The sequence below is a fragment of the Pandoraea commovens genome (genome assembly GCF_902459615.1).
In the GTDB taxonomy this organism is placed as follows: Bacteria; Pseudomonadota; Gammaproteobacteria; order Burkholderiales; family Burkholderiaceae; genus Pandoraea; species Pandoraea commovens.
On the sequence record NZ_CABPSA010000001.1, the window covers coordinates 817,489 to 842,043 of the forward strand.

Annotated in this window: 20 protein-coding genes; 5 read left to right on the forward strand and 15 right to left on the reverse strand. The window is 63.0% G+C overall.

Going from position 1 to position 24,555, the window contains the following annotated elements; genetic code table 11:
- Positions 1 to 63: 63 nt before the first annotated feature.
- Positions 64 to 828, forward strand: a complete 765-nt coding sequence (gene serB, locus PCO31010_RS03515) for a phosphoserine phosphatase SerB (RefSeq protein WP_150663491.1) — start codon at positions 64 to 66, stop codon at positions 826 to 828.
- A 17-nt stretch (positions 829 to 845) separates the two neighbouring features.
- On the opposite strand, the gene PCO31010_RS03520 is transcribed toward serB, so the two are convergent.
- From PCO31010_RS03520 to phaC, 9 genes are all read right to left on the reverse strand, one after another.
- Positions 846 to 2,096 (reverse strand): OspG family effector kinase, encoded by a 1,251-nt coding sequence (locus PCO31010_RS03520; protein ID WP_150662995.1) that lies wholly within the window; start codon positions 2,094 to 2,096, stop codon positions 846 to 848.
- A gap of 90 nt (positions 2,097 to 2,186) precedes the next feature.
- Positions 2,187 to 3,404 (reverse strand): cystathionine beta-lyase, encoded by a 1,218-nt coding sequence (locus PCO31010_RS03525; protein ID WP_150662996.1) that lies wholly within the window; start codon positions 3,402 to 3,404, stop codon positions 2,187 to 2,189.
- A gap of 52 nt (positions 3,405 to 3,456) precedes the next feature.
- On the reverse strand, positions 3,457 to 4,638 hold the full coding sequence (bktB, locus tag PCO31010_RS03530) for a beta-ketothiolase BktB (RefSeq protein ID WP_150662997.1): 1,182 nt from the start codon (positions 4,636 to 4,638) through the stop codon (positions 3,457 to 3,459).
- Between the two features lie 135 nt (positions 4,639 to 4,773).
- Positions 4,774 to 5,712: a sugar kinase gene (locus tag PCO31010_RS03535; protein WP_150663492.1), complete on the reverse strand. Its 939-nt coding sequence runs from the start codon at positions 5,710 to 5,712 to the stop codon at positions 4,774 to 4,776.
- Positions 5,713 to 5,744: 32 nt separating this feature from the next.
- On the reverse strand, positions 5,745 to 7,112 hold the full coding sequence (gene rimO / locus PCO31010_RS03540) for a 30S ribosomal protein S12 methylthiotransferase RimO (RefSeq protein WP_150662998.1): 1,368 nt from the start codon (positions 7,110 to 7,112) through the stop codon (positions 5,745 to 5,747).
- A 273-nt stretch (positions 7,113 to 7,385) separates the two neighbouring features.
- Complete coding sequence (phaR, locus tag PCO31010_RS03545) at positions 7,386 to 7,973, reverse strand: polyhydroxyalkanoate synthesis repressor PhaR (protein WP_150662999.1); 588 nt, start codon at positions 7,971 to 7,973, stop codon at positions 7,386 to 7,388.
- 163 nt (positions 7,974 to 8,136) lie between these two features.
- Positions 8,137 to 8,877: a 3-ketoacyl-ACP reductase gene (locus PCO31010_RS03550; protein ID WP_039397856.1), complete on the reverse strand. Its 741-nt coding sequence runs from the start codon at positions 8,875 to 8,877 to the stop codon at positions 8,137 to 8,139.
- A gap of 199 nt (positions 8,878 to 9,076) precedes the next feature.
- Positions 9,077 to 10,258 carry an acetyl-CoA C-acetyltransferase gene (locus PCO31010_RS03555; RefSeq protein WP_046292248.1) on the reverse strand — a complete coding sequence of 394 codons (1,182 nt, stop codon included), beginning with the start codon at positions 10,256 to 10,258 and terminating at the stop codon, positions 9,077 to 9,079.
- Positions 10,259 to 10,337: 79 nt separating this feature from the next.
- Positions 10,338 to 12,188, reverse strand: coding sequence for a class I poly(R)-hydroxyalkanoic acid synthase (phaC, locus tag PCO31010_RS03560; RefSeq protein ID WP_373275313.1), 1,851 nt, complete (start codon positions 12,186 to 12,188; stop codon positions 10,338 to 10,340).
- Between the two features lie 203 nt (positions 12,189 to 12,391).
- Here phaC and PCO31010_RS03565 point away from each other — a divergent pair, with 203 nt between their 5' ends.
- On the forward strand, positions 12,392 to 12,574 hold the full coding sequence (locus PCO31010_RS03565) for a hypothetical protein (RefSeq protein ID WP_150574486.1): 183 nt from the start codon (positions 12,392 to 12,394) through the stop codon (positions 12,572 to 12,574).
- A gap of 5 nt (positions 12,575 to 12,579) precedes the next feature.
- On the opposite strand, the gene pgeF is transcribed toward PCO31010_RS03565, so the two are convergent.
- Both pgeF and PCO31010_RS03575 read right to left on the reverse strand, forming a co-directional pair.
- On the reverse strand, positions 12,580 to 13,431 hold the full coding sequence (pgeF, locus tag PCO31010_RS03570) for a peptidoglycan editing factor PgeF (RefSeq protein ID WP_425494995.1): 852 nt from the start codon (positions 13,429 to 13,431) through the stop codon (positions 12,580 to 12,582).
- The gene (locus PCO31010_RS03575) at positions 13,412 to 14,572 is read right to left on the reverse strand and encodes an RluA family pseudouridine synthase (protein ID WP_174984278.1); all 1,161 of its coding nucleotides are present in this window, start codon (positions 14,570 to 14,572) and stop codon (positions 13,412 to 13,414) included. The genes pgeF and PCO31010_RS03575 overlap by 20 nt, the downstream gene beginning before the upstream one ends.
- 21 nt (positions 14,573 to 14,593) lie before the next feature.
- On the opposite strand from PCO31010_RS03575, the gene PCO31010_RS03580 reads away from it, so the two are divergent.
- Both PCO31010_RS03580 and PCO31010_RS03585 read left to right on the forward strand, forming a co-directional pair.
- Entirely contained in the window at positions 14,594 to 15,421 is an 828-nt protein-coding gene (locus PCO31010_RS03580) for an outer membrane protein assembly factor BamD (protein WP_150663000.1), read from the forward strand.
- A 96-nt stretch (positions 15,422 to 15,517) separates the two neighbouring features.
- The gene (locus PCO31010_RS03585; RefSeq protein WP_150663001.1) at positions 15,518 to 16,237 is read left to right on the forward strand and encodes a glutamine amidotransferase; all 720 of its coding nucleotides are present in this window, start codon (positions 15,518 to 15,520) and stop codon (positions 16,235 to 16,237) included.
- A gap of 83 nt (positions 16,238 to 16,320) precedes the next feature.
- Here the strand turns inward: PCO31010_RS03585 and PCO31010_RS03590 are convergent, their stop codons facing one another.
- The 3 genes from PCO31010_RS03590 to PCO31010_RS03600 all read right to left on the reverse strand — a co-directional run bounded on the left by PCO31010_RS03590 (position 16,321) and on the right by PCO31010_RS03600 (position 19,937).
- Positions 16,321 to 18,552: an ATP-dependent DNA helicase gene (locus PCO31010_RS03590; protein WP_150663002.1), complete on the reverse strand. Its 2,232-nt coding sequence runs from the start codon at positions 18,550 to 18,552 to the stop codon at positions 16,321 to 16,323.
- A 140-nt stretch (positions 18,553 to 18,692) separates the two neighbouring features.
- Positions 18,693 to 18,896 carry a YdcH family protein gene (locus PCO31010_RS03595; RefSeq protein ID WP_150663003.1) on the reverse strand — a complete coding sequence of 68 codons (204 nt, stop codon included), beginning with the start codon at positions 18,894 to 18,896 and terminating at the stop codon, positions 18,693 to 18,695.
- A 126-nt stretch (positions 18,897 to 19,022) separates the two neighbouring features.
- The gene (locus tag PCO31010_RS03600; RefSeq protein ID WP_150663004.1) at positions 19,023 to 19,937 is read right to left on the reverse strand and encodes a hypothetical protein; all 915 of its coding nucleotides are present in this window, start codon (positions 19,935 to 19,937) and stop codon (positions 19,023 to 19,025) included.
- A gap of 105 nt (positions 19,938 to 20,042) precedes the next feature.
- Between PCO31010_RS03600 and PCO31010_RS03605 the strand changes: the two genes are divergently transcribed.
- Complete coding sequence (locus PCO31010_RS03605; protein ID WP_150663005.1) at positions 20,043 to 22,397, forward strand: Tex family protein; 2,355 nt, start codon at positions 20,043 to 20,045, stop codon at positions 22,395 to 22,397.
- Between the two features lie 77 nt (positions 22,398 to 22,474).
- Here PCO31010_RS03605 and PCO31010_RS03610 read toward each other — a convergent pair whose 3' ends face one another.
- Positions 22,475 to 24,367 carry a potassium transporter Kup gene (locus PCO31010_RS03610; protein ID WP_150663006.1) on the reverse strand — a complete coding sequence of 631 codons (1,893 nt, stop codon included), beginning with the start codon at positions 24,365 to 24,367 and terminating at the stop codon, positions 22,475 to 22,477.
- Positions 24,368 to 24,555: the final 188 nt, after the last annotated feature.

A 24,555-nucleotide genomic window follows, 5' to 3' on the forward strand; every position in this document is an offset into this window, starting at 1 on the left:
GACGCATCTCTGCCCGTGCCGCAAGCGGCGATTCAGGCGTTGGCGCCACACAGCGCTCTCGATATGGCACAAGGCGTTGCACGTGTTCGGGACGTCACCGATACGCCAGCCCTCAGAAGCGCGATCGACGCGCTCGCGCAGCAATACGGCGTGGACGTCGCGATCGTCGACAGCCAGCGACGACTGACAGACTTCAAGCTCGTTGCGATGGATATGGATTCGACACTCATCACGATTGAGTGCATCGACGAAATTGCGGACTACTGCGGGCTGAAGGCGGAAGTCTCGGCCATCACCGAAGCCGCCATGCGCGGTGAGATCAAGGACTTCAACGAAAGCCTGACGCGACGCGTGGCGCTGCTGAAAGGACTTGACGCCAGTGCGCTTGAAAAAGTCTACGAGGAGCGTTTGCAACTTTCCCCGGGTGCCGAATCGATGCTACGTGACGTTCAGGCGCTGGGCATTCGCACGCTGCTGGTCTCGGGTGGCTTCACGTTCTTCACGGATCGTCTGAAGCCACGTCTGAATCTCGACGTCACCCGCGCCAATACGCTGGAAATCGTCGACGGCAAGCTCACCGGCCGCGTGCTGGGGGAAATCGTCAATGCAGAGGTCAAGGCGCGCACCGTCGCCCAAGTGGCGGCGCAGTTCGGCGCTACGCCTGCACAGGCGATCGTGATGGGGGACGGATCGAACGATCTTCAGATGATGGCGATTGCCGGACTATCGGTGGCGTTCCGGGCGAAGCCGGTGGTGCGGGAGAAGGCCTCGGTGGCCTTCAACCATGCAGGACTCGACGGTCTGCTGTCACTGTTCCGCAACGACTGAGCGCAAGAACGAACGCGTCAGCCGATCAGGCGGCATGACGCGAAACTCACCGGATAAAGCGTCTTGGTCGCGGCATCGAAGCACAAGTGCTCGGGTCGCAGGCCTGGATGCTCGATGCCTGCGGCGAGCAACTTGTAACGCATCTCCCGATAAGCGGCCTGATAGCCCTCCGGCGCCGGTGCCGATGCCTCGAACGTCACGCCCGGCACCCGTTTCATGTGCAGCAAGTAGTAGCCGTTTCTCGTGCGAATCAAATCTGCGGAACCCTTGCCGTAGTAGTGCTCGAACATGCGCTTCTCGTTGACGGCCCGAGCCAATTCCTTCGGTCCTGTTTCGACGCCTGGCGCGAAATTGCCAAACTCGAACGCGAACAGTGGCTTGTACACACGCCTATCGTCTTCCGGATCGGAAAAGATCTGTCCGCATCGCCATTCGTGGTTGACATTCGCGTCCGGACCAATGAGTTCGGAAAGCACAGCGTACCTTTCGACAACCTCCGGGGCATGACTGTCCATGAGCGCAGCTACGCGCTTGCGCAGCGATGAAAACGTTGCATGGTCAGACGCCAGCGGGCCGGGCGACGCCGCATCCGGCGCCATCGCAGAGGATGTAAACGTCGACGCAGTGTCGAAATCGGTCGGCCAGAAGCAGTTCGTTTCCGGGTCGAAATGCACGTTGCTAGTGGAAATATCAGCGTGCCGAAGGCCGACATCGATGAGCCGCCCTTGCAGCAAGTCCAGAGACAGCATGATGTCGTGCTTGGACGTGCCGTACTCGGATGGCCAGATCGTGCGCATGGGACTGCCCGGAACCTTGTTCAGCCGCACGCAAACACGGTTATCCGCAGTGACGAACGGTTCCGCGCTGCCGTGGCCGTAAAACCGCTCCCACTTCTCCGCGCTCCACTGCACAGCTGCCAGCTCAGCGCCTACGTCGGCCGTCTCGGCATGCGAGACCTTGATGACAAATCCGGGGTTCTGAGGATCATCGAATACCGCCCCAGCATCGCCTTCCCCGTGTGAACGGCGCTCAGACGCCGGACCAAGGATGTCGTCGAGCGTCCGTGATTCGCGCACGCCGTCCGGAATGTCGGATCTGCAAGGCGTTTGGGATTTCAGCGGCTCGCACGATGACTCCGTGAAGAGGACCGGATAGTGAATGGATAGCAGTGAGGGAGTCGTCATCGGGGTGCAGCGGGATGGGCACACGCATGTATGCCGTATCGCCCGCATCTTGCCAGTTGATAAGAAACGGCGAGCATCCCCCATTTGCGCGGGGGCGGCTTGCGAACATCGCTCACCGCCCACTGGCTACGGCACCGTTTCGCGTCTCCCTTTGCGTCCCGTCGTCGTTCGCGATCAGGCGACGAGGTGCGCCTTCAGACTCGCCTCGATATCGGCTTGCAGATCGCGCACGTCTTCCAATCCCACATAGAAGCGCACCAGACCGCCCTTGTGCGGCCACGGCGTTGCGGTACGCATGGACGGCACGCGATACGGCAGCGCCAGACTGTGGGCCCCGCCCCAGCTGAAACCGATCTTGAACAGACGCAGTTCTTCGATGAAGGCGTCGATCTGCGCTTGCGAATAGCGCTCGTCGAACACCACCGAGAACAAGCCCCCTGCGCCCGTAAAGTCGCGACGGAAATTCTGATAGCCCGGGCAGTCTTCGAATGCGGGATGCAGCACGGCGGCGATCTCGTGACGCGTGCCCAGCCACGTGGCCAGCGTCATGGCGGACCGGTCGTGCGCTTCGAAACGTAATTGCAGGTTGCCGAGACTTCGCAGTACGAGACTGCAATCGTCAGCCGACACCCCGACGCCCAAACGCATACGCGCTTGCTTCAGACGATGGTGAATGTCGTCGTCGACGGTCACCACGCCGCCCATCAGAATATCGCTACCGCCCGACTGATACTTGGTCAGCGCCTGCACCGAGATATCGACCCCGTGGTCGAACGGACGGAACGCCAGCCCTGCCGAGTAGGTATTGTCGATGGCCGTGAGCACGCCGCGCTCACGCGCCACGCGTGCGATGGCGGGAATGTCCGGGACTTCCATCGTGACCGAACCCGGCGCTTCCAGCCAGATCAACTTGGTATTCGGCTGAATCAGTTCGCCAATGCCCTCGCCGATCATCGGATCGTAGTAACGCACCGTGATCCCCCACGCCTGCGCCAGCCAGTCGCCGTGGTCGCGATTCGGACCGTAAGCGTTGTCGGGAATCAGCACGTCGTCGCCGCTCTTGATAAGCCCGAAGTACACATTCGAAATAGCGGACAGCCCCGACGGGAACAGCAGGCAGTGCTTGCCGCCTTCGAGCGCTGCGAGACGTCGCATCAGCTCCATCGACGTAGGCGTGGCGTGCAGACCGTAGCGCCACTGGCTGTCGTTCTTCCAGTCGAGCGAGCGCATGGCCGCCAGATCGGGAAAGACCACCGTCGACGCACGTGCCACCGGCACCGGCATGGCCGTGAAACCGGCGGGCAGTTGTGTGTCGGTGTGCAGAATATTGGTTTGCCAGTGCCAGCCGTTGGCTTCGGGCTTGTCGAGGGGCTTGCGGTTGTCTTGCGTCATCACGGCTCCGGAAAGGCTTGGGCCGGCAACAATGCCGGCCCCCGGGAGTAACTTACACGCGCTCGAACACGGCCGCAATGCCCTGACCGCCGCCGATGCACATGGTCACCAGCGCGTACCGACCGCCGATGCGCTGCAACTCGTGCAGTGCCTTGACGGTAATGAGCGCCCCCGTCGCGCCGATCGGGTGGCCCAGCGAAATGCCGGAACCGTTCGGGTTCACCTTGGCCGGATCGAAACCGAGATCGCGCGTGACCGCGCAAGCCTGCGCTGCGAAGGCTTCGTTGGCTTCCACCACGTCGATGTCGTCGACCTTCAGACCGGCACGCTCCAGCGCTTTGCGCGACGCTGGCACCGGGCCGATACCCATGTAGTTCGGATCGACACCTGCGTGTGCGTAGCTCACCAGACGCGCGAGCGGCTTCGCACCACGTCGCTCGGCCTCGGCGCGTTCCATCAGAATGAGCGCGGCGGCCGCATCGTTCAGACCGGACGCGTTGCCAGCGGTGACAGTGCCGTCCTTCTCGAACACGGGGCGCAGCTTCGCCATGTCGGCCATCGTGACGTCCGCACGCACGTGCTCGTCGGTCGTGAAGGCCACGTCGCCCTTCTTCGATTTCAGCGTGATCGGCACGATCTGATCGTTGAAGTAGCCCGCCGCCATGGCACGTGCAGCGCGCTGATGCGATTCCACCGCGAGACGGTCCTGATCGTCGCGTGTAATACCCCACTTCTTCGCGATGTTCTCCGCCGTCACCCCCATGTGGATGTTCGCGAACGGATCGTGCAACGCACCCAGCATCATGTCGACGAGACGCGACTCGCCCATGCGCGTGCCCCAGCGTGCGCCGGGCATCACGTACGGCGCACGGCTCATGCTCTCCGCGCCGCCCGCCATCGCCACATCGGTGTCGCCGAGCAGGATCGATTGTGCCGCCGAGACCACCGCTTGCAGGCCGGAGCCGCACAGACGGTTCACGGTCATGGCGGGCGCGTGCTGGCTCACGCCGGCTTCAATGGAAGCCACGCGTGCCAGATACATGTCTTTGGGTTCTGTGTGGATGACGTTGCCGAACACGACGTGTCCGACGTCTTCACCGCCGACCTGCGCACGGGCCATAGCCTCGCGGGCGACGATGGCGCCGAGCTGCGTCGGCGCGAAATCCTTCAGGCTGCCGCCAAAATCACCAATCGCGGTACGTACACCGCTGACGATCACGACCTCTCGTTGCATGTCTCTTCTCCGGGTGGATATAGGTTTGCAACGAGTATAGCGCCGTAGGGGTTACCGCGATGGCAGGCGCATTGGAGGGAAACTTCGATGACAGCGCTTGCACCGCGCTGCCCCGCCCTTCAATGGATTTGCGATTTAGCTCGCCAGTTGCTTCAGTACCTGCTCGGCGCTCGGCACCGGCGCAACCGCGCCGTATCCGGTCGTCGAGAGTGCCGCGCAGACATTGGCGTAACGGGCGGCGGCGAACGGATCGTCGCCCAGCGCCAGACGTGCGACGAAAGCGCCGCCGAAGCAATCGCCCGCGCCGGTGGCGTCGATGGCCTGCACCGGGTACGGTGCGACGATGCGACGCTCTTGCGGGGTGGCGACGTAGCACCCCTCACGCCCAAGCTTGAGCGCCACGACCTTCACACCGTGGGAGAGCAGTTCGTCGAGAATCGCGTCGCGGTCTTCCAGACCGGTCACCGCCGTGACGTCGTCCCAGCTCGGCAGGCAAACGTCGGTCAGGCTGAACGCTTCACGCATCGTGGCGCGCGCGCGGGCGAGCGGCCACAGCTGGAGACGCAGATTCGTATCGAACGACACTTTGCCACCCGCGGCGCGAATCTTCGACATGGCGTCGAAGGCAGCGTCGCAGGCGTTCACACTGATCGCCAGGCTGATGCCCGACAGATGCAGAAACTGTGCGCCCGCCAATGCCTCGCCCGGTAGATCCTGCGCGCGATAGCGGCTCGCGGCGGAACCCGCGCGCAGATAGTCGAAGTGGTGACCGTTCTCGTCGTGCGACACGAAATAGACGCCGGTCGGCGACTGGCCGTCCACGCGTACGTAGCGCGTGTCCACCTGCTCATCGCGCCACAGATCGAGCAGCATGCGCCCGAAGAGGTCGTCGCCCACGGCGCTCACGAACCCCGTGCTCACGCCCTGACGGCGCGCGGCAATGGCAAAGTTGGACGTATCGCCGCCGAAACCTTGCAGATAGCGACGGGCGTCGTCGGGCGACTGGTTGAATTCGACCATCGCTTCGCCCATCGCGAGCACTTGCGGCGTTTGCGGCGTTTGCGGCGTTTGCATCGCTTGCTTCGACTGGGAATCCTGTTGCGTCATCAGACCACCTCGCCCCACAGATCGTGGCCGTCGGCACCGGTGACTTCGACGTTGACGAACTCACCGACCTTGAGGCGCTTCGCGGCCTTGGCCGTCGGCTCGATATACACGAGTCCGTCGATTTCCGGTGCGTCGGCAGCCGAGCGGGCGATGCCGCCGTCCTGATTGATTTCGTCGACGATCACCTGAAGCGTCTTGCCGATCTTGCGCTGCTGACGCTCGGCCGAAATCTCCTCGGCCACTTCCATGAAGCGCGCACGACGCTCTTCGCGCACTTCGTCCGGCAATGCGCCCGGCAGTTCGTTGGCGCGCGCGCCTTCGACCGGCGAATAGGCAAAGCAGCCCACGCGGTCGAGTTCGGCTTCGCGCAGGAAGTCCAGCATGTATTCGAATTCGGCTTCGGTCTCGCCCGGGAAACCGGCGATGAACGTGCTGCGGATCGTCAGATCCGGGCACATCTTGCGCCAGGCCTGAATGCGCTCCAGATTCTTCTCACCCGAGGCCGGACGCTTCATGCGCTTGAGCACGTCCGGGTGCGCGTGTTGCAGCGGCACGTCGAGATACGGGAGGATGTGGCCTTCGGCCATCAGCGGAATGATCTCGTCGACGTGCGGATACGGGTAGACGTAGTGCAGACGCACCCACGCGCCGTATTGCTTGGCCAGTTCGCCCAGCGCCGTCACCAGTTCGGTCATGCGCGTCTTGAGCGGACGACCCGCCCAGAACCCGGTGCGGTACTTCACGTCGACGCCATATGCACTGGTGTCCTGCGAGATCACCAGCAGTTCCTTGACGCCTGCCTTGAACAGATTTTCCGCTTCGAGCATCACTTCCGCGACCGGACGCGAATCGAGATCGCCACGCATCGACGGGATGATGCAGAACGTGCAGCGATGGTTGCAGCCTTCGGAAATCTTCAGATACGCGTAGTGACGCGGCGTGAGCTTGATGCCAGCCGGCGGGACGAGATCGGTGAACGGATCGTGCGGCTTGGGCAGGTACGTGTGCACCGCGCTCATCACTTCGCCCACGGCGTGCGGGCCGGTGACGGCGAGCACCTTCGGGTGCACGGCGCTCACGATGTCCTGACCGGCGGCGTCCTTCTTGGCGCCCAGACAGCCGGTGACGATCACCTTGCCGTTTTCGGCCAGCGCTTCGCCGATGGCGTCGAGACTTTCCTGCACGGCGTCGTCGATGAAGCCACAGGTGTTGACCACGACGAGGTCGGCGCCGTCATAGGTGCCGGCAATGTCGTAGCCTTCGGCACGGAGCTGGGTCAGGATCTGCTCGGAGTCAACCAAAGCCTTGGGGCAGCCGAGCGAAACGAAGCCGACTTTGGGGGTGCCGGCGGGCGATGGGCGGGACATGGGGCGAAATCCTGATGTAGTAGATGCTTGTAACGGTCGACCGGTACGCGACGCCTCTGGCGTTACGCGTGTTCTACGCCTGATGCGACGTAACCGGCTGAATAACCGCGCATTTTACCCTGATCGTCTGCGGTTCGTTCCAACTATTGCGCCACAGCGCGGCCGATCGGGTCAAATCGTCGGCAGTGTGCGCCCCACGCCGCACTGCCGCGCTCGCGGGCATCGGCCGCTATCGAGCGTTGCAAGCCGATGTCCGCCGTCAAAAAGCCTCGTTCAGGGCTTCTTGTTCGGGTCCCGGTCCGGAGTACCCGGCGCGCCCGGTGCACCGGGGAAGGGGAACGTGCTGAACATGTTCTTCGCCTGGCTCTGCATCTGCTCCTGCATCTGCACAAACAGGTTCTTCGACTGTTCGATGTAGTTGGTCATCATGCCCTGCATCATCGGCGCCTGCATGTTCATGAATTGCGCCCAGACGTCAGGGTTGAAGCTCGCACCTTCGTAGATGCCCTTCGACTGATCGGCCAGCTTGCTCTGAATCTCGATGAAAGTCTGGATATTCTTCTCGAGGTATGTGCCCATCATCCCCTGCAGCGCGTGGCCGTAGAAGCGGATGATCTGGGCCAGCATGGCGCTCGAGAACATCGGCACACCGCCGGTCTCTTCTTCCAGAATGATCTGCAGCAGGATGCTGCGGGTCAGGTCCTCGCCCGTCTTGGCGTCGACAACCTTGAACTCCTCGGTCTCGAGCACCAGTTGCTTCACATCGGCAAGGGTGATGTACGTACTGGTTTGGGTATCGTACAGACGCCGGTTCGGATACTTTTTGATCAGGCGTTCGTCAGTCTTCTTGCTCGCGGTCATGCGGTGGGTTTCCTGCGTTTTTTGAAGGACTACCCCGACCGGCGGTCGGGGTTAATCACATATTATCGATTCTAGGGCGTTTGCTGCTATGCGGCAAAGCCCTAACCCGATTCGAGACGCTGTACCTGCTGCGGCCCGCAGAGGCCATGCGCCCCGTCACCGCTTAGCCCATGTGCAGGCCGCCGTTGAGCGAGAAGTCTGCGCCCGTCGAAAAGCCCGAATCGTCCGAAGCCAGCCACGCCACGATCGAACCGATCTCGCCCGGTTCACCCAGACGCTTGACCGGAATCGTCGCCACGATCTTGTCGAGCACGTCCTGACGGATCGAGCGCACCATGTCCGTGCCGATGTAGCCCGGCGACACGGTATTGACCGTCACGCCCTTGGTCGCCACTTCCTGCGCCAGCGACATCGTGAAGCCGTGAATACCGGCCTTCGCCGTCGCGTAGTTCGTCTGACCGAACTGGCCCTTCTGACCGTTCACCGACGAGATGTTGATGATGCGACCCCAGCCGCGCTCGCACATCCCCTCGATCACCTGCTTCGTGACGTTGAACAGGCTCGTGAGGTTGGTGTCGATCACGGCGTCCCAGTCTTCACGGGTCATCTTGCGGAACACCGTGTCACGCGTGATGCCGGCGTTGTTCACCAGCACGTCCACTTCACCGACCTCCGACTTGACCTTGTCGAACGCCGCCTTCGTGGACTCCCAATCGCCGACGTTGCCTTCCGAGGCGACGAAATCGAAACCCAACGCCTTCTGATCTTCCAGCCACTTCACGCGGCGCGGCGAATTCGGACCGCAACCGGCCACCACCTTGAAGCCATCTTTGTACAGCCGCTGGCAAATAGACGTACCGATACCGCCCATCCCGCCTGTCACATATGCAATGCGTTGAGTCATGGAACGCTTCCCCCAAAATAACGGCAAACTTGCCGCCTGTTGCGACTGCCAATTGACCGACGCGCAGGCCGCGCGTTCCCACGCGTGCCTTTCGTCTCCTGACTACCTCGGTGCGAACCCGTGCGCATTGCACACACGGGCGACACCGATTCTTCTGCGGTTCGTAAGACTAACGCTTGCGTGCGTCAACCTTGAAACGTCAGACGCGCTCCACCGCCAGCGCCACACCCATGCCACCGCCGATGCACAGCGAGGCCAGACCGCGACGAGCATCGCGGCGCGCCATTTCGTGCAACAGCGTGACGAGAATACGGCAACCCGACGCACCGATCGGGTGACCGATGGCGATAGCGCCGCCGTTCACGTTGATCTTCGACGTGTCCCAGCCCATCTGCTTGTTCACTGCCAGCGCCTGAGCAGCGAAGGCTTCGTTGATTTCCATCAGATCGAGATCGCTCGCCTTCCAGCCCGCACGGGCGAGGCAGCGCTGCGATGCGGGCACCGGGCCGATGCCCATGACCGACGGATCGACGCCCGCGTTCGCGTACGCGACGATGCGCGCGAGCGGCGTGAGGCCCAGTTGCTCGGCACGCTTGGCCGACATCACGACCACCGCAGCCGCGCCGTCGTTGATACCCGACGCGTTGGCGGCCGTCACCGTGCCGTCCTTCGAGAAGGCGGGCTTCAGACCGGCCAGCGACTCCGCCGTCACGCCGTGACGCACGAACTCATCGGTGTTGAAGACGACCGGATCGCCCTTGCGCTGCGGGATCGAGACCGGCACGATTTCGGCGTCGAAACGGCCAGCCTTTTGCGCGGCTTCCGCCTTGTTCTGCGAGGCTGCGGCGAAAGCATCCTGCATTTCGCGCGTGATGCCGTATTCCTTGGCCACGTTCTCGGCCGTGATCCCCATGTGGTACTGGTTGTACACGTCCCACAGGCCGTCGACGATCATCGTATCGATCAGCTTCGCGTCGCCCATGCGGAATCCGTCGCGCGAACCCGGCAGCACGTGCGGTGCGGCGCTCATGTTTTCCTGACCGCCTGCCACAACGATATCGGCTTCACCGGCGGTGATCGCGTTGGCGGCGAGCATCACGGCCTTAAGGCCCGAGCCGCACACCTTGTTGATGGTCATGGCGGGGACCATCGCCGGCAGGCCGGCCTTGATCGACGCCTGACGTGCCACGTTCTGGCCCGAGCCAGCGGTCAGCACCTGCCCCATGATGACTTCGCTGATGTCCTCGCCCTTGAGCTTTGCGCGCTTGAGGACTTCGTCGATCACGATCGCCCCCAGATCCGGCGCGGCCACCTTGGCCAGCGAGCCGCCAAACTTACCGACTGCCGTACGGGCAGCCGACACAATCACGATATCCGACATGTCTCATTCCTCTTTTTCAATGGGTTCGAACCAGGGGGGATGCCCGTGCGCTCAGGCTTTCGCCTTCACGCTTTTGCCTTCACGCCTTTGCCTTCACATAACGCCCGGGCGCCGGTTCAATGGGTGCATAAGCAACATTACCATACGCATTTTGCGCTTTGACGCGTTTGCCGGCGTAGCCCGCGAGCCAATCGCTCCAATCGGTCCACCAGCTTCCCGGGTGCTCGGTGGCCCCGGCCAGCCAGTCGCTCGCATCGACACCCACGTCGTCGTTGCGCCAATAGCTGCGTTTCTTCTTCACCGGCGGATTGACGACACCCGCGATGTGACCAGACGCGCCCAGCACGAAGCGACGTTCGCCACCGAGCAACGGCAACGAGCGGAACGCCGACGTCCAAGGCACGATGTGATCTTCGCGTGAGCCGAACACGTACGCCGGTGCCTCGATGGCGCCCAGATCCACGGGCACGCCGCAGGTCTGGATCACACCGGGTTGTTTCAGTTCGTTCTGCAAATAAAGGTGACGCAGATACCAGCAGAACATCGGCCCCGGCAGATTCGTGCCGTCGCCATTCCAGTAAAGCAGGTCGAACGGCTGCGGCGCATTGCCTTTCAGATAGCTGTCGACGACGTAATTCCAGACCAGATCGTTCGGACGCAGGAACGAGAATGTGTTGGCGAGTTCGACGCCGCGCATCAACCCCGGCGGCTGGCCGAGACCGCCACCGATCGTCTGTTCGCGGAACTGGACATGCGGCTCGTCGACGAAGACGTCGAGCACGCCGGTATCGGAAAAGTCCAGCAGCGTCGTGAGCAAGGTCACGCTCGCGACCGGCGACTTGCGCCCCGTCTGCCCCTTGGCGGCGAGCACAGCGAGTGCTGCGGCCAGCAACGTGCCGCCCACGCAGAAGCCGAGCGCGTTGATCTGCGACTGGCCGCTGATGTCGCGCACCACGTCGATGGCCGCAATCGGGCCTTCGCCAACGTAGTCGTCCCAGGTCTTGTGGGCGAGCGATGCATCGGGGTTGCGCCACGACACGACGAACACCGTGTGCCCCTGCTCGACGGCATAACGCACGAGCGAATTCTCGGGCTGCAGATCGAGGATATAGAACTTGTTGATGCAAGGCGGCACGATCAGCAACGGCCGCTGGTGCACCGTCGGCGTGAGCGCCTTGTACTGAATGAGCTGAATCAGGTCGTTCTCGAAGACCACGGCACCTTCGGTCGTCGCGACATTGCGTCCGACTTCGAAGGCCGCCTCGTCGGTCTGCGACACCTTGCCCTTGCCCATGTCGACGAGCAGATGCTGCATGCCCGCCAGCAGGCTATCGCCATGCGTCTGCACGAGGCGCTGCTGTGCATCCGGGTTCGTGGCGATGAAGTTCGCGGGCGAACTTGCGGCGACCCATTGTTCGACGGCAAAGCGAATCCGCTCGCGCGTCTTCGCATCGGCATCGACCAGGTCGGCCATACGCATCAGGAAGCGGCCGTTGAGTAGATAGAGCGCGGCGGGCAACGCGTAGAACGGATTGCGCCAACCCTCTCCGGCAAAGCGACGATCGCCGAGTGCAGGCGCCGTATCGAGACCGGGTTGATTGAAACCGGCGACGAGTTCGGCGAATTCACGGGCGTATTCAGACTGAAGCTCGTTCAGTCGCGCAGGATCGACGTGCAGCGACGTCGGCTGCGGCATAGCGCCTGATTTACCGAAAAGTTCGAAAAGCCCCGCGAACGGGTTCGCGGCAGCCGCTGCACCATTGGCAGCGAAAGGTGACGGGCCAGCAGATCCCGGCAACGCGCCGAACAGTTGTTGGGCGGCCTTGAACCACTGCGACATGTCCTGAGCGGAGAGCGAAGCGGAGGGAAACTGCTGGGCAAACGAGGCGGCAAACGAGGCCGGATCGAAGTTGGCACTGGCGCGATTCATGGTAGCCTGAGTGTCACGTCCGTTGCGTTCAGGGCCGGCGCCCGAAACGCGGCGGCGTGCTTCACTTTATGAGCGATGCGCCCCGCCTGTGAAGCATTCTTGCGTGCGCGCGCAGGCGTGTCAATCTTTGCGGCGAACGTCCTGAGTGCATTGTCCCGTCGCCCCACCCATTTTTGAATGCGCGTTTGCCCCGACTTGTCCCGATGATCATTGTTCTTCTCGGCTGGCTTTACGTCATTGGCATGGTCGCCATCACCGCACCGTCTGCGTGGCTGGGCATCGCCATCTTCCTGTTCGGCGGTATCGGGCCTGCGCTCCTCATCCTGTACATCGCGGGAAGCCGCGCGCGGCGCACACGCGCGCTGCGACCCGATGACGCAGAATAACCGTCTCAGCTAACGCGCCAGACCAGTGCTGCCATGCGCCCCGTCGTCCGATCGCGGCGATAAGAATAGAAGCGCGCCGAATCGCCGACGGTGCACCACGTTCCGCCGGAAACGCTCGTCACGCCCTCGCGCGCGAGCCGCAAGCGTGCCAGCGCACACAGATCCGCCAGCGATTTGCCAGCGTCAGGATCGCCGTGGGGGACGAACGCGACTGACGTTGCGTCCCACTCCTGCGGCGTAGCCGCGTCGAGGAAGGCTTCCCGCACCTCCGGCCCCACTTCGAACGCCGTCGGTCCGATGCACGGGCCGAGCCATGCGATGACCTGCGTGTCGTCGTTCGTCCCGGATTTCGGCAACCGCGCCCGCAGCGCCTGTACCGTCTGCTCGATAACACCGGCGCAAAGCCCGCGCCAGCCCGCGTGTGCAGCTGCCACTGCGCGCCCTTGCGCGTCGCATAGCAGTACCGGCAGGCAGTCCGCCACCATGATCGTGCTCGCGAGTCCGATGGCGTCGGTCGCGCTGGCGTCCGCCTGAAGCGGCTCGCCCGCGCTTACGGCATCGAACGCTGCCTGCGCATCGACCACACGCGGACCGTGAACCTGCGCGACCCACGCCGACGGCACGCCCGCTCTCGCCGCCAGCAAGGCACGATTCGTACGCACGGCGTCGGGATCGTCATCCGCCTTGTAGCCGAGGTTGAACGTGGCCTGCGGGCCTTGGCTGACGCCGCCCGCACGCGTCGTAAACACGGCACGAACATTCGCCGGGGCTGGCCAGTCGGGGACGATCCAGTCCGCAGGCATCGTGTTTTGTGCGGTATCCAACTTGCTGTCTTGCTCAGGCAGGGAAGAAGTCATCGAGCGAATCGGGGAGCGTTGTGAAGTCGAATTCGAGGCCGAGCGCGCGCATGAGTTCACGCATATCGTCCGGCAGCGGCGCTTGCCAGTGCATGGCGGCATCGTCCTCGGGATGGATCAGCCCCAGGCGCCACGCGTGCAGCGCCTGCCGCGCAAAGCCGCCAGGCAGCGCCGGACGCTTGTGACGCGGCTTATAGAGCGGATCACCCAGCAGCGAATGCCCAAGATGGGAAAGATGGACGCGAATCTGGTGCGTTCGCCCCGTATCCAGCGAACAAAGCACCAGCGAAATCGGGGATCCTTCCCATTCTGCACTGGCGACCGTTACCACCCGGGTGCGCGCCGGTTTGCCGCCCTGCCCCTGCACAACCGCCATGCGCGTGCGTTCGCGCGGATCGCGGCCGATCGGGGCGTCCACGACGGTGCGCTGCGGCGGCCGTCCCCACACCAGCGCGGCGTAATGCCGTTTGACGGAGCGCGCCTGCAACTGACGCACCAGATCGGTCTGGGCGACCAGCGTGCGCGCGACCACCATCAGGCCGGACGTCTCCTTGTCCAGCCGGTGGACGATGCCCGCACGCGGCAGATCGGCGGCCGCCTGTCCGTAACGATGCAGCAGGCCGTTGAGCAACGTACCGGACCAGTTGCCTGCCGCCGGATGAACGACGAGGCCAGCGGGCTTATTGAAAACGGCGAGCGTCGCGTCCTCATAGACGGCGTCGAGCGGCAACGGTTCCGGCGCGAACGCCAGTTGCTCGGGGAGCGCTGCGGGGGTAATGACCACCGCTTCGCCGCCCGCCACTTTTTGGCGGACTTTGGCGGGTTCGCCGTCGAGCGTGACGCGGCCGTCTTCGACCCAGGCCTGAAGACGACTGCGGGAATATTCCGGGAAACATTGCGCCAACGCTTTGTCGAGGCGCTCGCCAGCGAGCGCGTAGGGCAATGTCGCGACGAGCGGCGCGGCGCAAGACGCAGTGTCAGGTGAAGCGGAAGTCGAAGAAGTAGCGTCTGTAACGGCGCTATCGATGGAGTCTGGGAAAGCCCCCGGAAGCGAGTCGAAATCGTCGTCCGACGAATCCTCCGCATTTTCCGTGGCAAATGAGGCGGTTACGCTATAATCCGGCACTATTGAACGGGTCATCGAGAAGTGAAGCCAACGAGCATGCAAGCCCTGAAACTTGTCAAACATCTGACGCTGGCCGCGATTGTGGTCGGCAGCATGGCCGCCTGTGGCATTCTGCCGGAGAAGGTCGACGAAACGGCCAGCTGGTCGACGAACAAATTATACTCGGAAGCCAAGGACAGCTTCGACGGCGGCGACTATACAAAAGCCGCCAAGTATTACGAGTTGCTCGAAGGGCGCGACCCGTTCGGCCCGCATGCTCAACAGGCCCAGATCAACACGGCCTACTCCTATTACAAGGACAACGAGCCCGCTCAGGCGCTCACGGCCGTCGACCGCTTCATTCGTCTGCATCCGGACAGCCCGTCGATCGATTACGCCTATTACCTCAAAGGCCTGATCAACTTCAACGACGACCTCGGTCTGTTCGGCCGTTTCTCGGGTCAGGATCTGAGCGAACGCGATCCGAAGGCGCTGCGCGCCGCGTATGACAGCTTCAAGTACCTGGTCGAGCATTACCCGACGAGCAAGTACGCGAACGATGCTGCCCTGCGCATGCGTTACGCTGTGAACGCGATGGCCGCCCACGAAGTGCACGCCGCCGAGTACTACTATCGCCGTGGCGCGTACCTCGCCGCCGTGAACCGCGCGCAGACTGCTCTGAAGGACTACGATCAGGCTCCGGCACTGGAAGATGCCCTCGGCATCATGATCAAGTCGTACGACAAACTCGGCATGACCGAACTGCGTGACGATGCCCGCCGCGTGATGGAAAAGACCTACCCGAACAGCGGCTACCTCACGGTCGGCCGTCGCATCGACAACAACCCGGCCGACAAGAAGTCCTGGTGGCAAATCTGGCGTTAAGCCAGTTGTCGGTTGGAATGCATCGAAAAGCCCTCGCTTGTGCGGGGGTTTTTTGTTTCCCGTCGTCATGACGATCCCTCGACAGGAGTTCGTTTTGTGAGCACCACCCCCGCCCCCGACAAGACGCTGCTTGCCTTGCGTCACGTGCACTTCGAAGACCTCGGCACGCTGGCACCGTATTTCGCCCAGCGCGGTTATCGCATCGACTATGTCGACGCACCGCTCGCGGACCTTCGCGCCATCGACGTCCTCGCGCCCGACATGTTGGTCGTGCTCGGCGGACCGATCGGCGCCTTCGATGACGTCATCCATCCGTTCATCGCGAATGAGCTTGCGCTGGTGAGAGCGCGCCTGAGCGCGAACAAGCCGATTCTAGGGATTTGTCTCGGCGCGCAATTGATGGCGCGAGCACTGGGCGCGAAAGTCTATCCGCTGGGTGTGAAGGAAATCGGTTACGCGCCGCTGACGCTCACCGAAGCCGGGCAATCGTCGCCACTGGCCGCCCTCGGCAACGCGAGCGTGCTGCACTGGCACGGCGATCAGTTCGATATCCCGCCGGGTGCGACGCATCTGGCCCGAACCGCGATTGGCGAAAATCAGGCCTTTGCGATGGGCGATCACGCACTCGGTCTGCAATTCCATCTGGAAGCCGACGCCGCCAGCATCGAGTCCTGGCTCGTCGGCCACGCCTGCGAACTCGGTACTGCCAAGATCGACCCGACTACGTTGCGCAACGATGCACGCGTGCATCACGCACGCCTGCCGGAAGTCGCGCCAGCCGTTATCGGGCGATGGCTGGATGCCCTTCCCGGTTAACGCAAGCGCGGCCCGCCTCCCGCCACAAAAAAGCCAGACGCGTCACCGTCTGGCTTTTTCATTTCACACACTGCGGATAAACGTCAGCCTCCGGCCTCCGCCGCCATCTCGTCGAAGAAACCGCGCACAATCGGCAGCTCCCGCGTGCGCTTGAACGGCGGCAGACTCTGCCAGATCCGACGCCCATAAGGCTTATCCACCAGACGCGGGTCGCAAATCATCAGCACGCCGCGATCCGCCTCCGAGCGAATCAACCGTCCCGCGCCCTGCTTCAGCGTAATGACTGCCTGTGGCAACTGATGGACGGCGAACGGACTCAGCCCCTTCTTCGTCAGCGCGTCCAGACGCGCGGCAAGCACCGGGTCGTCCGGCGGCGCGAACGGCAACTTGTCGATGATGACGAGCGAGAGCGCTTCGCCGCGCACGTCCACACCTTCCCAGAAACTCTGACTACCGATGAGCACCGCGTTACCCAGCGCGCGGAAACGGTCGAGCAGTTCCGTACGGCTGGCTTCGCCTTGCACCAGCAACGGGTAAGGCCAACCGCGGCGCTCGAACTCCTCGCGCAGACGCTCCGCTGCGCGGTTCACCGCACGCAGCGTGGTACACAGCACGAACGCCCGACCGCCACTCACCTCAAGCACAGGCAACGCAGCGTCGAGCACGGCATCGGTAAAGTTCGGCGCGGAAGGTTGCGGCAAACCGCGCGGCACGTACAGCAGGCTCTGGTTCTGATAGTCGAAGGGGCTGGCCAGCGTGAGCGACTTGCCAGCATCCAACCCAAGCTGCGCGGCGTAGTGCATGAAGTTGCCCCTCACCGACAGCGTGGCCGACGTGAAGATCCACGCGCGCGGCGCACCGGCGCGTTGCTTCGCGAAGATCGGCGCAATCGAGAGCGGCGTCTGATGCAACTGCACCGCCTGCGAAAACACTTCGATCCAGCGAACGGTTTCCGGCGGCGTGTAGGTCTTTTCAGACTTGTCCGATTTTCCGTCGCCGTCGTCCGCAGCCTTCGCTTCGGCAACAAGCCGCGCGGCTTCTGCCTCGCGTGCCTTGGCCGCCTTCTCGCGCTTGCCATCGGTCACACGCGGCGCATCCGGATCGAGCAATGGCAGCGGTTGTTCGCCCGGCGTGGGCGGCGTCGCGCCTGTCTGCCAGCGCTCCAGCTGCTCGTGCAATTCCAGCGCCCGGCGCAGGCACGCGCCCAACGCTTCCGCACGTTCGGACTGATGCTGAAGTGTCTCGATGAGGTCTTGCAGCGCGAGGTCCACACTTTCGAGCGCGCCGAACAGTTCGTGATCGTCCGGCAATTGCGTGACGGACATGCGCGCATTGTCCTGACCGAACGTCAGACGCACATCGCGCGCTGCGCGCTCAAGACCCGCGCCGAGCTTGACCCAATCGGCCGCGTCGCGCGCGTGAATCAGCCCCTCCGCGACGCAATCGCGCGCCAGTTCGAGCAACTGCGTGGTCGAGACCGTCTCGCCGAAAAAGAGCGTGGCTGTCTCGGGCAACTGATGGGCTTCGTCGAAGATGACGGTGTTCGCGCTGGGCAGCAGTTCGGCCATGCCCGTGTCGCGCAGCATGACGTCCGCAAAGAACAGGTGGTGATTGACGACGACGAGGTCGGCCTGCTGGGCTTCCTTGCGTGCCTGCATCACGAAGCAGTCTTTGTAACGCGGGCAATCCTGACCCAGGCAGTTATCGCGGGTGGAGGTCACCTGCGCCCAGATCGGCGCGTTCTCGGGGACGGACGCCAGTTCCGCCTTGTCCCCACTGTGCGTGATCTGCGCGAACGTGGTGATTTCGCGCAGTTGCGCCGCCTCGTGACGCGAAGCGAAGCGACCTTCCTGCTGCGCGCGCTCCAGATAGTAGTGGCAGAGGTAGTTCGCACGCCCCTTGAGCATGGCCACGGTCACGGGCACAGCAAGCGCCTTACGCACGGTGGGAATGTCGCGCGCGAAGATCTGATCCTGCAAATGCTTGGTGCCGGTCGAGATGATCGTCTTGCCGCCCCACAGCATCGCGGGCACGAGATAAGCGTAGGTCTTGCCCGTGCCGGTGCCTGCTTCGGCGATCAGCGAGTCGTGTGTGTCCATGGCGGCTGCCACGGCGCGTGCCATCTCGGTCTGCGGCTCGCGCGAGCGGTAGCCATCGATGGCGCGGGCGAGCATGCCGCCGTCGCCGAAGATTTCCTCCAGCTCGCGTTCGCGCTTGGGCGCGAGCGGCTTGAGTCCGTGGAACGTCGGCGCGTCCGGACTATCGGGGCTTCGGGAGAGATCGGAGGAATCGCTGGATGCGGCGGAATCGGTCAAAACGGCTCAGAAAACTCGAAGGCGCCGCGATTCCCCTCATGGAGATTCGCGGCGCCGCAATGAAAAAATACCCGCGCGAACGATTCGGACAAATTCGGACGATACTTGCCGACGTCTCGCGGATCTGCGGATCGTCCCGCTCAGGCGGGTTGATCCGGTGTTTGTTGCACTTGCAGCAGGGTGATCGTGTCCTTGATTTTCAGACGGCGCTTCTTGAGCCGGGAGACCTGAAGTTCGTCGTACGTCGGCGCCGTCAGCAATTTGTCGATCAGGTAGTCCAGATCGCGGTGCTCGATCTGCAACTCGATGATGCGGCGTCCAACGGAGTGAAGATCTTGCTGCATCGTGGCGACTCTCCTGCAACTCTCTAGTGATTCCGGTTCCGGACTTAATCGACTTAAGCGCCTCGACCGACTCAACCGACTCAACCGACTTAACCAACCCGACTCGCTCAATTCGAGCGACGTCGCTCACTGCCCCTGAATGGCCTTTTGCGCAGGCGAGCTGCCCGATTGCGATTCGTTGCGACGGGCATCCGACTTCTGCTGACGCTCGATGGCTTCCTGCTGCTTCTGGTTGTACTTCCGGACGTTCTCTTCGCGCTCGGCCGCCTTCTGCGCCGCCGACGCCTTCGCCTCGTCGAGCTTTTGCTGCTGAGCCGCCTGCTTGGCATTGTACGTCTCGGCATTCGCCGCGCGCTCAGGTGCCTGCCCCGTGCGCTCCGTCACCCGCTGCTGATACTCAGCCTGCTTGGCTTCGTAATCGGAGACGTTCTGTGCACGCTCGGCAGCGCGCTGCGGCGCTTCAGCGGCCGTTTGCGCCCGCTTCTCCGCCAGACGCTCGTCACGCTCCTGCGCGCGTGCGCGACGCTCCTGATCTTCCAGCACCAGACGCTGACTGCGAACGGCCTTGAGCGCTTCGCGCTGCTCGTCGCGGGCATTGTCGATGCAATAGTTCACAAAGAACTTCGACGCGCACTCGTACTTGGCTTCTTCGAAACGGTAATCGATCCATGCCCGCTGACGATCGAGCACCGCGCGACGACCACCGAAATCGTCGGCAGCCGGATGCATATCCAGTTGATCGTCATAGGGAACGGGTTTGTCGTCCTCGGCGGCAGCGGCGGCCGCGCTGGCTTTGCTAGCCGACGACGGGACACGGTCGGCGGTCGCATCGAACGGCTTGACGGGCACCCGGAGCTGTTCAGTCGTGCGCCCGGCGGCCTCGACTGCCGAGAGTCCCTGCTGTGCCGATGCGGCAAACGGCACGACGGCAGCGGCCGTCATAATGCCGAACAGCCCGACGGCGGAGATCGATGCACGTGCGGGACGGCGCGAAACCTGGCGCAGATTCAGTCGCGAAAACAATTTTTCGAAGGAAATCATGAGGTTGTGCGGAGTCATGCCAAATTTTAGCATTGCCTGCCCGGACGCGCCCGCGGTTTATGGCAAAATGCCCCGCTCCTGGCACTTGGGTAACTCGCAACACTCATGACGCAAAACGTAGCCCTTCAGATCGTTCAACGCATTGCCGACGAACTTAACGTGCAGCCGCGTCAGGTCGCCGCCGCCGTGCAACTGCTGGACGAAGGCGCCACCGTGCCCTTCATCGCTCGCTATCGTAAGGAAGTGACCGATAACCTCGACGACACGCAACTGCGTAATCTGGAAGAGCGCCTGCTGTATCTGCGCGAACTGGAAGACCGCCGCGGCGCGATTCTCGCGAGCATCGAAGAGCAAGGCAAGCTGACCGACGAACTGCGCACCGCCATCGTGGCGGCGGAAACGAAGCAGACGCTCGAAGACCTTTACCTCCCTTACAAGCAAAAGCGCCGCACCCGCGCGCAGATTGCCCGCGAAGCTGGCCTCGAGCCCCTCGCGCAGGCCCTGCTCGCCGATCCGACGCTCGACCCGCAAGTCGAAGCCGCCAAGTTCGTCGACGCCGAGAAGGGCGTGGCCGACGTGAAGGCTGCCCTCGATGGCGCGCGCGACATCCTGTCGGAACAGTTCGGCGAAACCGCCGAACTCCTCGGCAAGCTGCGCGACTACCTCTGGAATCAGGGCGTGGTGTCGTCAAAGGTCGTCGAAGGCAAGGAAAGCGAGGAAGGCGAGAAATTCCGCGATTACTACGACTACGCCGAACCGCTCGCTGCGGTGCCGTCGCACCGTGCGCTCGCCCTCTTCCGCGGTCGCAACCTCGGCATTCTGATGGTCAAGCTGGGCCTTGGCGAAGAACTCGACGCGCAGGTCCCGCATCCGTGCGAAGGCGTGATCGCCGGTCATTTCGGCATTCGCCAGCAGAACCGCGCAGCCGACAAGTGGCTGGGCGACGTCTGCCGCTGGAGCTGGCGCGTGAAGGTGCAGCCGCACCTCGAGTCGGAACTGCTCACGCAGATTCGTGAAAGCGCCGAGAGCGAAGCCATTCGTGTGTTCGCCCGCAACCTCAAGGCGCTGCTGCTCGCCGCGCCCGCCGGTCCGAAGGGCGTGATCGGTCTGGACCCGGGTCTGCGTACCGGCGTGAAGGTGGCCGTGGTCGATGCGACCGGCAAGCTGCTCGGCACCGACACGATCTATCCGCACGAACCGCGCCGCGACTGGGACGGCTCGCTCGCCCGCCTGTCGAAGATTGCCGCCGCGACCGGCGCGCAACTCGTCAGCATCGGCAACGGCACCGCCTCGCGCGAGACGGACAAGCTCGCGCTCGAACTGATCAAGCGCCATCCCGAACTGAAGCTGCAAAAGATCGTGGTGTCGGAAGCCGGCGCTTCGGTGTACTCGGCCTCCGAATTCGCGGCGAAGGAATTCCCGGAACTGGACGTGTCGCTGCGCGGTGCCGTCTCGATTGCCCGCCGTCTGCAAGATCCGCTGGCCGAACTCGTCAAGATCGAGCCGAAGGCCATCGGCGTGGGCCAGTATCAGCACGACGTGAACCAGCGCGAACTGGCACGTATGCTGGACGCCGTCGTCGAGGATTGCGTGAACGCCGTGGGCGTGGACGTCAACACGGCATCGGCCCCGCTGCTCGCGCGCGTGTCGGGACTGAACAGCACGCTCGCGAAGAACATCGTGGACTTCCGCGACAGCAACGGCCCGTTCGCCAATCGTGAAGCGCTCAAAAAGGTGCCGCGTCTGGGCGACAAGACGTTCGAACAGGCCGCGGGCTTCCTGCGCGTGAACGGCGGCGACAATCCGCTGGATCGTTCGTCGGTTCACCCGGAAGCGTATCCGGTCGTCGAGCGCATTCTCGCCAAGATCAAGAAGACCATTGGCGATGTGATGGGCAACGGTTCGGTCGTGCGCAGCGTGTCGCCGACGGAATTCGTCGATGAGCGTTTCGGCCTGCCGACGGTCAAGGACATCCTGACCGAACTCGAAAAGCCGGGTCGCGACCCGCGCCCCGAGTTCAAAACCGCGACGTTCCAGGACGGCGTCGAGAAGCTGACCGACCTGAAGCCGGGCATGCAGCTCGAAGGCGTGGTCACGAACGTGGCCGCCTTCGGTGCGTTCATCGATATCGGCGTGCATCAGGACGGTCTGGTCCACGTCTCCGCCATGTCGACGAAGTTCATCAAGGACCCGCACGAAGTCGTGAAGGCTGGCGATATCGTGAAGGTCAAGGTGCTCGAAGTCGATCCGCGCCGTCAGCGTATTTCGCTCACCATGCGTCTGAACGACGATCTGCCGGTGGCCGGTGCGAGCGATCGCCCGAGCAGCGGCGGTGGTAGCGCAGGTGGACGCGGCACCGGCGGTGGCGGTCACCGTGGCGGCAACAGCGGCGGTGGCCGTCAGCGCGAGCCGGAAACGGTCAACGCCATGGCAGCCGCTTTCGCCAAGCTCAAGCGCTGATCGCAACGACAGCGTCATAAAGAAAAAGCCCGCTCAAATCGAGCGGGCTTTTTTACGTCTGATCTTTCGACTAACCGTCAAATTTCGATCTTCGTCCCCAGTTCAACCACGCGGTTGGCGGGAATACTGAAGAAGTCCGTCGGCTTGGCGGCGTTCTGGTGCATCCAGGCAAACAGACGTTCGCGCCAGATCGACATCCCCGGCAGCTTGGTCGGAACGACCGTCTCGCGCGCCAGGAAGAACGACGTGTCCATCAACTCGAAGTGCATGTCCGTCTTCTCCTCGAGCAGATGCAGCACTTCCTTGACGTCCGGCGTCTCATTGAAGCCGAACGTCGCGACCACGCTATACAAACCGCCGGTATGGTCTTTGACCTCGATGCGACTGCTGTCTTCCGCGTAAGGCACGTCGAGCGTGCGGAACGTCAGGAAGATCGTACGTTCATGCAGGATGCGGTTGTGCTTCAGGTTGTGCAGCAGGCTCACCGGGACCAGCGTGTTGCCACCCGTCAGATAAATGGCGGTGCCAGCCACGCGATGCGGCGGGTGTGCCAGCAGACCTTGCAGAAACGGACCTAGCGGAATCCCGTCGGCGGCCGTGCGCTCGCGCAGCAACTGACGGCCTTTGTGCCACGTCATCAGCATGAAGAACAGGAATGCGCCAAGCGCCAGCGGCAACCAACCGCCCTCTTCGACCTTGATCAGGTTCGCGCCGAAGAACGCGAAGTCGACGACAAGGAAGCCTGTGATGATGAGCGCCACGAGGAACTTGTTCCAGTTCCAGACCTTGACCATGACCACGCACGCGAGAATCGTCGTAATGACCATCGTCGTCGTCACGGCAATCCCGTACGCAGCCGCCAGATTGCTCGACGACTTGAATGCCAGCACGATCCAGATGATGACCAGCAGCAGCGACCAGTTGATGACCGGCATGTAGATCTGACCGATCTCGCGATCCGACGTATGCAGAATCTTCATGCGCGGCACATAGCCGAGCTGAATCGCCTGACTGGTGAGCGAGAACGCCCCCGAGATCACAGCCTGCGACGCGATGACGGTTGCCGCCGTCGCCACGATCACCAGCGGCAGCAGCGCCCAGTCCGGCGCAAGCAGGAAGAACGGGTTCTCGATGGCCTTCGGGTTCGACAGCAGCAACGCGCCCTGACCGAAGTAGTTCAGCGCCAGTGCCGGGAAGACGAGGAACGACCACGCGAAACGAATCGGACGGATGCCGAAGTGGCCCATGTCCGCATACAGGGCCTCTGCACCGGTCAGCACCAGGAACACCGAGCCGAGCACGATGTACGCTTGCAGCGCGTGCGTGCGGATGAAATGGATGCCGTAGTAGGGATTGATCGCTTTGACGATCTCCGGCGCGAGCACCATGTTGTACACGCCGAGCACGCCGAGAATCACGAACCAGACCACCATGACGGGGCCGAACAGACGGCCGACCTTCGCAGTCCCCGATTTCTGCATCGAGAACAGAATGATCAGGATGACGATGGTAATCGGCAGCACGAAGCGCGAGAGCGAGGGCGCTGCGATCTCCAACCCTTCCACCGCCGACATCACGGAGATGGCTGGTGTGATGACGGCATCCCCATAGAACATGCAGGCACCGAACATCCCCAGCATCATGAGCACCGTCGCCCATTTGCTCCCCGCCCGCACGCTGCGCAGGCTGAGCGCCATGAGCGCCAGCACGCCACCTTCACCGCGGTTATCGGCGCGCATCACGAACAACACGTACTTCAGGGAAACAACGATCACCAGCGCCCAGAACAACAGCGAGATGATGCCGAACACGGCTTGCTGATTAAACGGAATGCCGTGCTGCGGATCGAAACATTCCTTGAGCGCATAGAGCGGGCTGGTGCCGATATCGCCGAAGACCACGCCGATGGCCGCCACCATGAGCGCGGGCATGGCCTGAGGGCGCTGCCCGTGTCGAATGTTTTGCGTCATAAGGTTTGGGTAATCGCTTTATTGCGCTGCACAAAATGGGCGCTATTCTAACTGGGCGCCGGTTCCCTCGCCAGTCCGGGCAGATGCTGAGCGCCGGACCTGTTACATGACATGCCTCGCTAGGATATGACGAGCCGCGCGCCGTGACCAGTCCCGTGCGGCAAGGGTTTTGCCCGACATGGGCGCAC

Bases quoted from the DNA above. Each gene is read 5' to 3' on its own strand.
- serB (WP_150663491.1), top strand. From the start codon at position 64: ATGGCACAAGGCGTTGCACGTGTTCGGGACGTCACCGATACGCCAGCC.
- PCO31010_RS03520 (WP_150662995.1), bottom strand. From the start codon at position 2,096: ATGGGGGATGCTCGCCGTTTCTTATCAACTGGCAAGATGCGGGCGATA.
- PCO31010_RS03525 (WP_150662996.1), bottom strand. From the start codon at position 3,404: ATGACGCAAGACAACCGCAAGCCCCTCGACAAGCCCGAAGCCAACGGC.
- bktB (WP_150662997.1), bottom strand. From the start codon at position 4,638: ATGCAACGAGAGGTCGTGATCGTCAGCGGTGTACGTACCGCGATTGGT.
- PCO31010_RS03535 (WP_150663492.1), bottom strand. From the start codon at position 5,712: ATGCAAACGCCGCAAACGCCGCAAACGCCGCAAGTGCTCGCGATGGGC.
- rimO (WP_150662998.1), bottom strand. From the start codon at position 7,112: ATGTCCCGCCCATCGCCCGCCGGCACCCCCAAAGTCGGCTTCGTTTCG.
- phaR (WP_150662999.1), bottom strand. From the start codon at position 7,973: ATGACCGCGAGCAAGAAGACTGACGAACGCCTGATCAAAAAGTATCCG.
- PCO31010_RS03550 (WP_039397856.1), bottom strand. From the start codon at position 8,877: ATGACTCAACGCATTGCATATGTGACAGGCGGGATGGGCGGTATCGGT.
- PCO31010_RS03555 (WP_046292248.1), bottom strand. From the start codon at position 10,258: ATGTCGGATATCGTGATTGTGTCGGCTGCCCGTACGGCAGTCGGTAAG.
- phaC (WP_373275313.1), bottom strand. From the start codon at position 12,188: ATGAATCGCGCCAGTGCCAACTTCGATCCGGCCTCGTTTGCCGCCTCG.
- PCO31010_RS03565 (WP_150574486.1), top strand. From the start codon at position 12,392: ATGATCATTGTTCTTCTCGGCTGGCTTTACGTCATTGGCATGGTCGCC.
- pgeF (WP_425494995.1), bottom strand. From the start codon at position 13,431: ATGACTTCTTCCCTGCCTGAGCAAGACAGCAAGTTGGATACCGCACAA.
- PCO31010_RS03575 (WP_174984278.1), bottom strand. From the start codon at position 14,572: ATGACCCGTTCAATAGTGCCGGATTATAGCGTAACCGCCTCATTTGCC.
- PCO31010_RS03580 (WP_150663000.1), top strand. From the start codon at position 14,594: ATGCAAGCCCTGAAACTTGTCAAACATCTGACGCTGGCCGCGATTGTG.
- PCO31010_RS03595 (WP_150663003.1), bottom strand. From the start codon at position 18,896: ATGCAGCAAGATCTTCACTCCGTTGGACGCCGCATCATCGAGTTGCAG.
- PCO31010_RS03600 (WP_150663004.1), bottom strand. From the start codon at position 19,937: ATGATTTCCTTCGAAAAATTGTTTTCGCGACTGAATCTGCGCCAGGTT.
- PCO31010_RS03605 (WP_150663005.1), top strand. From the start codon at position 20,043: ATGACGCAAAACGTAGCCCTTCAGATCGTTCAACGCATTGCCGACGAA.
- PCO31010_RS03610 (WP_150663006.1), bottom strand. From the start codon at position 24,367: ATGACGCAAAACATTCGACACGGGCAGCGCCCTCAGGCCATGCCCGCG.